We start from the raw sequence: 11,859 nt of genomic DNA on the forward strand, positions 1-11,859 counted from the left end.
CGATCCGTTCATATTCAATCGCCGTTCAGCATTTCGGCGCAACAACCCCGTTCGAACGCTTTTCCTTCGTCTGAGAGGACCGACACACGTGCGTTATGCTTACGCTCTCACCACCGCCCTTCTGCTGAGCGGCGCCGCCGCGACGCTGACCATCCATCAGCCCGCCGGCGCCCAGACCGCGCAGAACGAGCCGGGTGCCATCCAGGCGGCCGCGCCCAAGGCCGGGGCGCCGATGAGCTTCGCCGACATGGTCGCCAAGCTGCAGCCGGCGGTGGTCAACATCTCGACCACCCAGCGCGTGACGATGAACGCCAATCCCTTTGCCGGCACGCCGTTCGAGGCGTTCGGCGGAGGCAACCAGCCGGTCACCCGCCAGGCCGAATCGCTCGGTTCGGGCTTCATTATCTCCGCCGATGGCTATGTCGTGACCAACAACCACGTCATCTCGGCGGGCGCCAAGGGCGCGACGGTCGAATCGATCACCGTCACCCTGCCCGACAAGCGCGAGTTCAAGGCCAAGCTGATCGGCAACGACGCGCAGTCCGACCTTGCCGTGCTCAAGATCGAAGGCGCCAACCTGCCCTTCGTCCGCTTCGGTGATTCGGGCGCGTCGCGCGTCGGCGACTGGGTCGTCGCGATCGGCAACCCGTTCGGCCTGGGCGGCTCGGTGACCGCCGGCATCATCTCGGCGGTGCACCGCGTCACCGGCCAGGGCGGCGCCTATGACCGCTTCATCCAGACCGACGCCTCGATCAACCGCGGCAATTCGGGCGGCCCGATGTTCGACCTCAACGGCAACGTGATCGGCATCAACTCGCAGATCCTGTCGCCCACCGGCGGCAATGTCGGCATCGGCTTTGCGATTCCCGCGGAAGAAGCCAAGCCGGTGATCGACACGCTGATGAAGGGCGCCAAGATCACCCGCGGCTATCTTGGCATCGGCATGCAGAACCTGACCGACGACATCGCCGACGGCCTGGGCGTGCCCAAGGGGCGCGGCACCGTCGTCGCGCGCATCGAGCCGGGCCAGCCGGCGGAGAAGGCCGGCCTCAAGCAGGGCGACGTGATCGTCGCGGTCGACGGCAAGGACGTCACCCCCGATCAGACGCTGTCCTATCTGGTGGCGAATGTGAAGCCGGGCACCCGCATCCCGCTCGATCTCTACCGCGACGGCAAGCGCCAGACGGTGACGATCACCGTCGGCACCCGCCCGCCCGAGGAGCAGCTCGCCCAGTTCGATCCGAACGACGAGAATTCGCCTGCGCCGGGCGCCGATGCCGATACGATGGCCGCGGCCTCGCTTGGTATCCAGGTGACCCCGCTGACCCCGCAAATCGCGCAGAGCGTCGGCGTCAACCCGAACACCACCGGTGTGGTCGTGGTCCAGACCAGCCCGGCGAGCGACGCGGCCGGCAAGGGCGTGCTGCGCGGGGACGTGATCACCTCGGTCAACCGCGTGCCCGTCGCTAGCGCGGCGGACGTCGCCAAGCAAGTCGCAGCGGCCAAGGCCGCGGGCAAGTCCAACGTCCTGCTCTGGGTCCAGCGCCGCCAGATCGGCCAGTTCGTCTCGGTGCAGATCAACTAAAACCAAGCCCCATCGGGCTGACGAATGCCCGTTTCTCCTCTACTCCAGTCCTCCAACAAGGAGTCGCTGGAATGGCAGGAGAGACGGGCATCTTCATTGGCGCGGGCCCCGGCGGTGCCGATCCGCAGGCGCTGGTCCTCCGGCGCGCCAATCGCCACGGGCTGATCGCCGGCGCCACCGGCACCGGCAAGACCGTCACGATCCAGGGCATCATCGAGGGCCTGTCCAACGCCGGCGTCCCCTGCTTCGTCGCCGATGTGAAGGGCGACCTGTCCGGCCTCGCCATGGCCGGCTCGCCGACCGCCAAGACGCATGAGATCTTCGCCGCGCGTGCGGCCGAGATCGGCATGGCGGGCTGGGCCTATGCCGATTCGCCGGTGCAGTTCTGGGACCTGTACGGCGCGCAGGGCCATCCGATCCGCACCACCGTTTCGGAGATGGGCCCGCTGCTCCTGTCGCGGCTGATGGACCTCAACGAAGTCCAGGCGGGCGTGCTGACGATTGCCTTCACCGTCGCCGACAAGGACGGGCTGCTGATCCTCGACCTCGACGATCTCCAGTCGATGCTCGCGCACTGCGCCGAGCGCGCGGACGAGCTGACTTCGACCTATGGCAATGTCTCGAAGCAGTCGGTCGGCGCGATCCAGCGCGCCTTGCTCCAGCTGCGCAGCCAGGGCGGCGACCATTTCTTCGGCGAGCCGGCGCTGTCGATCGGGGATCTGCTCGGTACCGACGACAAGGGCCGCGGCGTCGTCAACATCCTCGCCGCCGACAAGCTGATGGCGTCGCCCAAGCTCTACGCCACCTTCCTGCTCTGGCTGCTCTCCGCGCTGTTCGAATCCCTCCCCGAGGTAGGCGACCCGGACAAGCCCAAGCTCGCCTTCTTCTTCGACGAGGCGCACTTGCTGTTCGACGATGCGCCCAAGGCCCTTCTGGAAAAGATCGAGCAGGTCGTTCGCCTGATCCGCTCCAAGGGTGTCGGCGTCTATTTCATCACCCAGAACCCGATCGACGTGCCTGACACGATCGCCGGCCAGCTCGGCAACCGCGTCCAGCACGCGCTACGCGCCTTCACCCCGCGCGACCAGGCCGCGGTGAAGGCCGCCGCCACTACCTTCCGCGCCAACCCGAACGTCAATGTCGCCACCGTGATCACCGAGCTCAAGGTCGGCGAGGCACTGGTCTCGCTGCTCCAGGAGGATGGCGCGCCCAGCCCGGTGCAGCGCACGCTGATCCGCCCGCCTGCCACCCGCGTCGGCCCGGTCACGCCGGAGGAACGCAAGATCCTGATCCAGACCGACGCGATCGGCGACAAGTACGACACGCTTGTCGACCGCGAATCTGCCGAGGAGCTGCTCGCCGCCAAATCGGCCGAAGCCTCCGCCGCCGCAGCCGAAGCCCAGGCCAAGACCGAGGCCGACAAGGCCGCCGCCGCCCAGGCCAAGGAAGACGCCCGCCTGGCCAAGGAAGCCGAGCGCCAGCGCCTCGCCGAACAGCGCGATGCCGATCGCCAGGCCCGGCTCGACGCCCAGGCCCAGCGCGCATCCGAGCGCGAGGCGGCCAACAACCCCTGGAACCGCGCCATCACCGGCGCCACCCGCTCCGCCTCGTCGGCGGCCGGCCGCGCGGTGGCGAACGAAGTGTCCAAGGCAATCTTCGGCAGCTCGCGCGGGGCAGGCGCGGGGATCGTCGGCGGGCTGGTCCGCGGCGTGCTGGGCGGGTTGTTCAAGGGACGGTGATACGTAAAGGCCCCTCCCCAAGGGGGAGGGGCTTAGTTCACTCCTGACCGACCACCACCGACACCGCCAGAAACTCCCGCCACAGCATCACCAGCACCGCCATCACCGCCGGCCCGATGAACAGCCCGAGCAGGCCGAGCGTCTCGACGCCGCCCAAAATCCCGATCAGCACCCACAGGAACGGCAGCTGCGTCGCCCCACCGATCATCGCCGGGCGGATGAAATGGTCGGCGACGAAAATGATCGTCGCGCCAATCGCGACAACAACGACCGCGCCGACCACCGAGCCCTGCAGCAGCAGCAGCACCGCGGCCAATGCGAAGATCACCGGCGCGCCGAACGGAATCATCGCCGCGATCGCCGTCGCCGCGCCGAGCAGCAGCGGATGCGGCACGCCCGCAACCAGATAGACAATCGCCATCAGCGCGCCGACCGCGAGCCCGACCAGCACCAGCCCGTCGATCGTGCCGCGCACCGAACGGATCGCCTGGGTCCCGACGCGCTCGCCGGTCGGCCCGAACAGCTTGAGCACCGCGCGGCGCCCCTGCGCCAGTAACGCATCGCGGTCGCGCAGCACGAAGAACAGGGTCAGCAAGGTGAAGCTGAACACCACCGCGCGGTGCGCGAGATTGGCGCCGATGGCGCGGGAGTGCGTCAGCCATTCCCCTCCACTCAGCAAACGGAGCTGCTCGGCCGCATCCTCGGGCCGGGCGAGATGCGTGTCCCACCAGCTGCGCACTGCCTCGCTGCCGAAGGGCAGGTTCGCCACCCAGTCCGGCACCGGCACGCCCTGTGCCTGGGCCATGCCGATCCAGCTGCTGATATCCTGCGCCTCGCGCAACGCCTGGGTAACGCCGAAGCCGAGCGGCACCAGCACGACCAGCGCGGCGAGCGCCGTGATGATCAGCGGGATCACGATCCGGTGCGTGCCATGCAGCCAGGCGCGCAGCTTCAGATGCAGCGGATCGACTGCGATGGTCAGCACCACCGCCCAGAGCAGGGCGGGCACGAAGCCATGCGCGACCCAAAGGCCGATGAGGAGAAGTGCGCCGACAAGCGCCAGCCGGGCAGCGCGCTGCGCCCGTTCAATTGCAGTGTCCATGCGGTGGAGCGTAGCAGGACGTTCGCCCGCCTCAACTCCCCGTTCGCCGTCCCTGCCCCCTATTTGCCGTCCTAACTCCCTATTCGTCATCCCCGCGAAGGCGGGATTCAGGGTTACTCTGCCCTGCCAGTCCTGCTTGGCTCTGGATCCCCGCCTTCGCGGGATGACGGGGAGGTGGAGATGGCGGGGAAGAATATCACTCCATCCCCTCCGCAACCCCCTCCAGCCGATCGAGGAACTTGCCCCAGCCAAAGCGCGCGCCGCCATAATTGTTGTCGTTGGTGAACCCGGTCTGCTCCATCCTGAGTCGGGTGCCGCCCGCCACCGCCTCGATCGTCAGCGTCACGACGGACTCGAAGCGCGGCATCGCCTGCTCCCCGCCGCCGGTGTCCCAGCTGTACGAAAGCTGCCGCCCAGGCTCGATCTCGCGCACTTCGCAATCGATCTGTCCATCCCAGCCGGGATACGCCTGGCTCTGCAGCGTAAAGCGATGACCGGGCTCCGCCATGAAGTCATTGGGCATCAGCCACTCCGCGATCAGATGCGGCTGGGTGATCGCGCGCCACAATTTGTCCGGAGCATGCGGAAATTCGCGCTCCATCACCAAGGTCCGCGTCTCGGTCATTGGTCCATCCTCTTGAGCAGGTCTTCGAGCCGGTCGAAGCTGCCGGCCCATAGGGTCTCGTGCAGCCGCATCCAGTCGAGCAAGGGCGCGAGCCCCTTGGGGTTAGCGCGGTAATGCGTCTCGCGGCCCTGTGGCCGGTCGAACACCAGCCCGGCGCCACGCAGTACCGCGAGGTGCTTGGAGACCGCCGGCTGCGAAATCCCCGCGCCGTCGGTGAGTGCCCGCACGGTCAGCTCCGACCGCGCCAGTCGTTCGAACAGCGCGCGGCGGGTGGGGTCCCCCAGCGCGCGGAACAGCGCATCGGCGGCGGCGGGGGCAAGCGGCTCCATAGGTCAGATCATAACCATATGGTTATCGAAAGCAACCGGTGTGCAAAAAATGCTGTCCTACACGGGCTCGGAATGTCAGGCTCAAGCGATGACCAACGCATTCCTTACCAAGCGCGCCGCCACGAACGGCTCCTCGCGCGCGAGCACGCGCACGCGCGTAGGTGTCGTGACTTTTGTGAATTTCCGGGTGGAGATCTGAGCCGATGACCCCAGAATCGTCTCGCGAATCGACTCGCCCGATGGCCGAGCTCACGCTGCGCGGCATCGTACTCGGCGCGCTGATCACCATCCTGTTCACCGCGGCGAACGTCTATGCCGGGCTCAAGGTCGGCCTGACCTTCGCCACCTCGATCCCCGCCGCGGTCGTCTCGATGGCGATCCTGAAGGCGTTCAAGAGCGGCACGATCCTGGAGAACAACATCGTCCAGACGATCGCGTCCGCCGCGGGCACTCTCGCTGCGATCGTGTTCGTGCTGCCCGGCCTGATCATGGTCGGCTGGTGGTCGGGTTTCCCTTACTGGACCACGGTCGCGGTGTGCATCACCGGTGGCGTGCTCGGGGTGATGTTCTCGGTGCCGCTGCGCCGTGCGCTGGTGACCGGTACCGACCTGCCCTATCCCGAAGGCGTCGCCGCCGCCGAAGTGCTCAAGGTCGGCTCCAATTCCGGGGCCGGCGACAAGGAGAATAGCGCCGGACTGCGCACGCTGATCGTCGGCACGATCTTCTCCGGCGCCTTCGCCCTGCTCGCCAAGATGAAGTTCGTCGCAGAAGAGGCAGGCAAGAACTACGCGGTGGGCAGCACTGCCACCGGCTGGTCGACCAGCTGGTCGATGCTCCTGATCGGCGTCGGGCATCTCGTCGGTATCTCGGTCGGTGCGGCGATGTTCTTCGGCATGCTGATCTCCTGGACCGTGCTGGTGCCGTATTTCGCCTCGGGCGGGGACATCAGCGCCGGCGTCGATGCGCTGGTCGGCGGCACGTTCCGCGGCCAGGTGCGCTTCATCGGTGCCGGCACGATCGGCGTCGCGGCGATCTGGTCGCTGCTCAAGATCATCGGCCCGATCATCGCGGGCCTGCGCTCGGCGCTCGCAGCCTCGCGCGCTCGCCAGGCCGGCGAAGCGATGGACATCACCGAACGCGACATGCCGATCGGCGTGGTCGCCCTCATCACCCTCGCCACGCTGGTGCCGATCGGCTGGCTGCTGTGGAGCTTCTCGGCCGGCGGGCCGGTGCATGATTATCCGCTCGCGGTGATCGGCGGCTCGATCGGCTATATCCTCGTCGTCGGCGTGCTGATCGCGGCGATCTGCGGCTACATGGCCGGTCTGATCGGCGCGTCCAACTCGCCGGTTTCGGGCGTCGGCATCCTCGCGGTGCTCGGCGCTTCGCTGCTGCTGGTCGCGGTGTTCGGGCATGAGGCCGATCCGGCACGCACCAATGCGCTGATCGCCTATGCGCTGTTCACCACGGCGATCATCTTTTCGATCGCGACGATCTCCAACGACAATCTCCAGGACCTCAAGACCGGGCAATTGGTCGGCGCGACGCCGTGGAAGCAGCAGCTGGCGCTGATCCTGGGCGTGGTGTTCGGCAGCCTGGCGATCCCACTGGTGCTCGATCTGCTCAAGAACACCTTGGGCTTTGTCGGCATGCCCGGTGCAGGCCCCAATGCGCTCTCGGCGCCCCAGGCCGCTTTGATCTCGTCGATCGCCAAGGGCGTTCTCGGCGGCGACATCGACTGGAATCTGATCGGTATCGGCGCGCTCATCGGCGTCGGCGTGATCGTCATCGATGAAGTACTGGGCAAATCGGGCAAGATGCGCCTGCCGCCGCTCGCCGTCGGCATGGGCATCTATCTGCCGATGGGCCTGACCCTGCTGATCCCGGTCGGCGCGGGAATCGGCTATTTCTACGATCGCTGGGCCAAGCGCCAGGCGAACCCGGAGTTCGCCGAGCGGATGGGCGTGCTTGCCGCCACGGGCCTGATCGTCGGCGAAAGCCTGTTCGGCGTGGCGTTCGCCGGCATCCTAGCCTGGGCCAACCGCAATGCGCCGATCCCGCCCAACGACGCGCCGCTGGCGGTGATGGGCGAGAACTTCGAGAGCATCGCGATGTGGATTGCGCCGCTGCTGTTCTTCGGGCTGATCGCAGTCTCGTACGCGCTCACCCGCACGCTGGTTCGCGGCACGCCCGCCGGCGCAGGGCCGGAGACGCCTGCGGACGATATCGCCACTTACCGGTGATCCATGAAGGCGGCGGGGCGATCCCCGCCGCCGCTCACTTCATCTGTTCGAGGATCGTACTAATCGGCACAAAGGCAAAGGCGACCGAGCTGTCCGCCACGCCGTAAGGGATGAACAGCGTGTCGCCATGCTTGATCGCGCCGCAAGTGTAGACGACGTTGGGCACATAGCCCTCGCGGTCCTGATCCGCCGCGGCGAGCAGCGGCTCGCTCGAGCGGGCCAGCACCTTGGACGGATCGTTCTTGTCGAGCAACGCGGCGCCGATCGAATATTTGCGCATCGCGCCGACGCCGTGGGTAAGGATCAGCCAGCCTTCCTCGAGCTCGATCGGCGGGCCGCAATTGCCCATCTGGACGAGCTCCCAGGGATATTGCGGCTTGATCAGCAGCTCGCCGCCTTCCCAGCTGGTGATGTCGTCGGAGGAATGGAGGAAGATGTTCTCGCCGTCCTGCCGGCCGAGCATCATGTACTTGCCGTTCACAGTGCGCGGGAACAGCGCCATGCCCTTGTTGCGGCTCGCACTGCCCGACATCGGCACCAAGTCGAAGGTGCGCCAGTCGCGGGTACGCAGCAGCTCGGACTGGATCACCGAGCCGTTATACGCGGTGTAGGTGCCGATCCATTCTTCCTGCCCGTCCTCGTGCCGGAAATGGGTGATGCGCAGGTCTTCGAGGCCGTTCGACTGGGCCTTGGTGATCGGGAAGATCACTGTGCCCGAAAGCGTCGAATCGCGGTGGCGATAGACCGTGACCGGTCCCTCGGGGATATGCTCCTCGTCCTCTTCGCGGGCATCCGCGGCGGTGGCGAAGGGCGGCTCGGGCGCCAGCGTCAGGTCGTTGCCGTCGGTGATGATGCCTTCGCGGAAGGCGACCGAGGAGATGTGCCCCTCGCCCACCGCACGCAGGCTCATCAGGATGCGCAAGGACCCTGGCGGCATGCCGGTCTGGTCGTAGTGCGGCACGGCGCTGGGGTTCATCAACGCGGCGGCGGCGTAGCTGTACTCGTGGCAGAAATAGGCGCCGATCAGCTGGCGCTTCTCATCGCCGATCTCGCTGCCGTTGAGCCCGAGCATCCCCTCGATCTCGTCATAGCGCGTCATGAACACGCGGCGCGTCTGCCAGTGACGCGCCTCGAAGTCCTTGAGGACGATCTCCAGCTGGCTGCGCGCCTCGCCCGGCGACATTGCCAGCACTTCGGTCACCAGCCGCTCGCTGCGGCTTGGCCCCGAACCGTTGGACGCCCATGCGATATGGAATGGCCGCACCACGACGCGAGAGGGATCCGCCCGCAGGCGCAGCGCATGATTGAACAGTTCGAGCATTCGGCTCCCAGCCATTGTCCCCGCGCCGGCGCGAAAGTCGTTACGCCACTGCGGCTCGAATGGGTGTTGCCACGTTTCCGGTCACTTTTGAAAGAGCCGAAATCGCGCAATTGGCCAATTGAAGCGCCAAAATGGACTCAGCACCCTGGTTGCGGTTGAGGCCGTGCGGCATCAGCCCGTCGAAACAGCCGCCATCCTGCGCGCTGGCAAGTGGCAGTTCGAGGTCATTGGCGCCGAGATACCAGCGATAGGCGCGCGTCGCTTCGTCCACCCAGCGCTGATCGCCCGTCGCCTCATGCGCAGCGACACAGGCCTCGACCGTCGCCTGCGCCTCGAGCGGCTGCTGGTCGAACTGCATCGGCGGCGCATACGGGCGGCCGAAGCTCTCGGACCCCACCGCCCGGAAGCGGCCCTCGGGCGAAGTCTGTTGCGCGACGATCCACTCCAGCGTCTCGAGACCGACACTGATGAACTCGCTGCGGCCGAGCGCCACGCCTGCGCGCAAAAGCGCTTCGGGCAAGCGGGCATTATCATAGGCCAGCACGATCTCGAACCAGCTCCACTCCGGCCGGCGATTGGCGTCGAGCAGATCGATCAGCTCCTCGCCGAACCGGGTGAGTATCTCGCGGCTGAGCGGATGGCCCGGATGCGCATCGAGCATCGCGGCGGCGCCGAGCATCGCAAAGGCGCGGGCGCGCGGGCTGCCCAGCTCGAGTGCGATCGAAGCGGTCGAATCGAACAGGGCGGAGGCCCAGTCGCGATGCTTCTGCGCGCGGGCATCGCGCGCCGTCACACCCAGCGACCAGAGCGCGCGGCCGTTCGAATCCTCGGATCCGACATCCTCGCACCAGGTCCGGTCGAAGTTCATGAAGTTGCGGAAGCGGCGCACGTCCTGGTTCCACGCATATTGGACGAAGGCGGCATAGACGCTCGTCCATTTGTCGCGCAGCGTCTCGTCGATCTCCTCGATCCTGCTCATCAGGATCAGCGCGCGGGCATTGTCGTCGATGCAATAGCCGTGGCGGCGATCGGGTACCGAAAAGATCGAATGCTGGAGCATGCCGGTCGCGTCGCTCATCCGCTCGACGGCGGCGATATCGGGCTTTAGCGGCGAAAACTCCTTGGCCGGGCGGGCGAAGCGGCGCGGCTTTGACGCGACAATGCCGACCAGCGCGTCCATCGCCGTTTCGGCGAGGCGGGGCCAGAGCATCGTACGGCCACGGGCATAGGCGCGCTCGGCCAATGCCGTGCGCGCAGCCTTGTCACCGAGCAGGCGACTGATCTCGCGGGCAAAGGCCGCGCTATCGTTGAAACCGACGAGCACGCCGTGATCGTCCGCCAGTATCTCGGTCGCATGGACATAGGGAGTCGAGACCACCGGCTTGCCCACGGCGACGGCATAGGAAAGCGTACCCGAAGTGATCTGCGCGGGGTTGGGATAGGGCGTCGCATAGACGTCCGCCGCCTGGAGATAATCGAGCAATTCGTCCTGCTCGACGAACCCGTCGATGAACGTGACGTTCTCCGCCACGCCCAGCGCCGCAGTCTGCGCCTTCAGGCGATCACGATAGGCCTCGCCCTCATGCGCGACCAGATTGGGGTGCGTCGCGCCCAGGATCACATAGAGGGAGTCGGGCCGCGCGGCGGCGATCGCCGGCATCGCCTCGATCACCGTCTCGATGCCCTTGCTCGGTGCGAGCAAGCCGAAGGTGAGGATCACTTCGCGGCCCTGCCAGCCGAAGCGCGCCTTGAAGTCCTCCGGATCGGCAAAAGGACGATCGGGCACTCCGTGCGGGATCATCGCGATCTTCTTGTCGTCCGCGCCGTGGACGCGCTTGAGGATCTCGCGACCCTTCTCGGCCATGACGATCACGCGCGACGCGCGGCGCAGCAACGCTTCCATCACGCGGCGCTCGTCGGGATTGGGGTTTTCGAGCACCGTGTGCAGCGTTGCGATAACCGGAATCGAGATCCGGTCGAGCATCGCGATCAGATACTCGCCCGCCGGGCCGCCATAGATGCCGTATTCGTGCTGGATCCACAGCGCCTGCGCGCCCGAAGCTTCGATCTGCCGGGCAGTATCGAGATAGGCGGCGCGATCCTGCTCCGGGATCGCGCGGGTCACCGCGTCGGGATAGTCATAGCGGCCGACATGGTCGTCCATCGCAAAGACATCGACCCGAAGATCGGGAAAGCGCTGCTTGAGGGCCGTGTAGGTATCGGTGGTGTAGGTAGCGAGGCCGCACTTGCGCGGCATGAAGTTACCGATCAGCGCTATGTGATGGACGTTCGGGGCTTTCATTGCGCCGATCTTTCCTTTCGCTGCCGCAAAAACTATTTTGCGTGGGATGACTCGTCTCGCCTCTCCAAACTCACTGATTTCAATAAGGTTTCATCATGGTGCGATGCAGCATGATACGCTTCGGACGAACCGTTGTAAATCTGGCGTTCAGCCGCGTCCACGATAGCCGGAAACGCCCTGATCGGGTACCCAGACACCTTCCGGCGGTGCACTAGATTGCCAGAACACGTCGATCGGGATTCCACCGCGCGGATACCAATAGCCCCCGATTCGGAGCCAAAGCGGCTGCATTTCGTCGAACAGACGCTGGCCGATGCCGACGGTGCAATCCTCATGGAAGGCGCCGTGGTTGCGGAACGATCCCAGGAACAGCTTGAGCGACTTGGATTCGACGATCGTATCGCCGGGTACATAGTCGATCACCAGATGCGCGAAATCCGGCTGGCCCGTGATCGGGCAGAGCGAGGTGAACTCGGGTGCCGCGAAGCGAATGAGATAGTGCGTGCCCTTGCGGGGATTGGGCACATAATCCAGCTCGGCCTCTTCCGGCGTGGCGGGAAGGGTCGAGGTTTTTCCGAGATGCTTGGCGTCCATGCGCGCCATGTAGGCATTT

General features: G+C 66.2%; 9 protein-coding genes. 3 read left to right on the forward strand and 6 right to left on the reverse strand.

What is annotated here, in order from left to right; all coding sequences use genetic code 11:
* The first annotated feature begins 88 nt into the window (after nt 1-88).
* Both AC1RPL_RS14305 and AC1RPL_RS14310 read left to right on the forward strand, forming a co-directional pair.
* Nucleotides 89-1,585: a Do family serine endopeptidase gene (locus AC1RPL_RS14305; RefSeq protein WP_493069990.1), complete on the forward strand. Its 1,497-nt coding sequence runs from the start codon at nt 89-91 to the stop codon at nt 1,583-1,585.
* A 71-nt stretch (nt 1,586-1,656) separates the two neighbouring features.
* Complete coding sequence (locus AC1RPL_RS14310; protein WP_493069992.1) at nt 1,657-3,324, forward strand: helicase HerA-like domain-containing protein; 1,668 nt, start codon at nt 1,657-1,659, stop codon at nt 3,322-3,324.
* Nucleotides 3,325-3,361: 37 nt separating this feature from the next.
* Here AC1RPL_RS14310 and AC1RPL_RS14315 read toward each other — a convergent pair whose 3' ends face one another.
* The 3 genes from AC1RPL_RS14315 to AC1RPL_RS14325 all read right to left on the reverse strand — a co-directional run bounded on the left by AC1RPL_RS14315 (nt 3,362) and on the right by AC1RPL_RS14325 (nt 5,380).
* On the reverse strand, nt 3,362-4,426 hold the full coding sequence (locus AC1RPL_RS14315; RefSeq protein WP_493069993.1) for an AI-2E family transporter: 1,065 nt from the start codon (nt 4,424-4,426) through the stop codon (nt 3,362-3,364).
* 196 nt (nt 4,427-4,622) lie between these two features.
* Entirely contained in the window at nt 4,623-5,051 is a 429-nt protein-coding gene (locus AC1RPL_RS14320) for an SRPBCC family protein (protein ID WP_493069994.1), read from the reverse strand.
* Nucleotides 5,048-5,380 carry an ArsR/SmtB family transcription factor gene (locus tag AC1RPL_RS14325; protein WP_493069996.1) on the reverse strand — a complete coding sequence of 111 codons (333 nt, stop codon included), beginning with the start codon at nt 5,378-5,380 and terminating at the stop codon, nt 5,048-5,050. Before AC1RPL_RS14325 ends, AC1RPL_RS14320 begins: the two co-directional genes overlap by 4 nt.
* Nucleotides 5,381-5,583: 203 nt before the next feature.
* On the opposite strand from AC1RPL_RS14325, the gene AC1RPL_RS14330 reads away from it, so the two are divergent.
* The gene (locus tag AC1RPL_RS14330) at nt 5,584-7,623 is read left to right on the forward strand and encodes an OPT family oligopeptide transporter (RefSeq protein ID WP_493069997.1); all 2,040 of its coding nucleotides are present in this window, start codon (nt 5,584-5,586) and stop codon (nt 7,621-7,623) included.
* A 34-nt stretch (nt 7,624-7,657) separates the two neighbouring features.
* Here AC1RPL_RS14330 and AC1RPL_RS14335 read toward each other — a convergent pair whose 3' ends face one another.
* The 3 genes from AC1RPL_RS14335 to queF form a co-directional block, all read right to left on the reverse strand.
* Entirely contained in the window at nt 7,658-8,944 is a 1,287-nt protein-coding gene (locus AC1RPL_RS14335) for a glycoside hydrolase family 130 protein (RefSeq protein WP_493069999.1), read from the reverse strand.
* Nucleotides 8,945-8,984: 40 nt separating this feature from the next.
* Nucleotides 8,985-11,246, reverse strand: a complete 2,262-nt coding sequence (locus AC1RPL_RS14340) for a glycosyltransferase family 4 protein (RefSeq protein WP_493070001.1) — start codon at nt 11,244-11,246, stop codon at nt 8,985-8,987.
* Between the two features lie 147 nt (nt 11,247-11,393).
* Entirely contained in the window at nt 11,394-11,840 is a 447-nt protein-coding gene (gene queF, locus AC1RPL_RS14345) for a preQ(1) synthase (protein ID WP_493070003.1), read from the reverse strand.
* Nucleotides 11,841-11,859 lie beyond the last annotated feature (19 nt).

It is taken from the genome of Sphingomonas sp. GW821-FHT12D09, assembly GCF_058807215.1.

What these genes read in the sequence shown, in the direction of transcription:
- AC1RPL_RS14310 (WP_493069992.1), top strand. Translation starts at nt 1,657, where the DNA reads ATGGCAGGAGAGACGGGCATCTTCATTGGCGCGGGCCCCGGCGGTGCC.
- AC1RPL_RS14340 (WP_493070001.1), bottom strand. Translation starts at nt 11,246, where the DNA reads ATGAAAGCCCCGAACGTCCATCACATAGCGCTGATCGGTAACTTCATG.
- AC1RPL_RS14330 (WP_493069997.1), top strand. Translation starts at nt 5,584, where the DNA reads ATGACCCCAGAATCGTCTCGCGAATCGACTCGCCCGATGGCCGAGCTC.
- AC1RPL_RS14320 (WP_493069994.1), bottom strand. Translation starts at nt 5,051, where the DNA reads ATGACCGAGACGCGGACCTTGGTGATGGAGCGCGAATTTCCGCATGCT.
- AC1RPL_RS14335 (WP_493069999.1), bottom strand. Translation starts at nt 8,944, where the DNA reads ATGCTCGAACTGTTCAATCATGCGCTGCGCCTGCGGGCGGATCCCTCT.
- queF (WP_493070003.1), bottom strand. Translation starts at nt 11,840, where the DNA reads ATGGACGCCAAGCATCTCGGAAAAACCTCGACCCTTCCCGCCACGCCG.
- AC1RPL_RS14315 (WP_493069993.1), bottom strand. Translation starts at nt 4,426, where the DNA reads ATGGACACTGCAATTGAACGGGCGCAGCGCGCTGCCCGGCTGGCGCTT.
- AC1RPL_RS14325 (WP_493069996.1), bottom strand. Translation starts at nt 5,380, where the DNA reads ATGGAGCCGCTTGCCCCCGCCGCCGCCGATGCGCTGTTCCGCGCGCTG.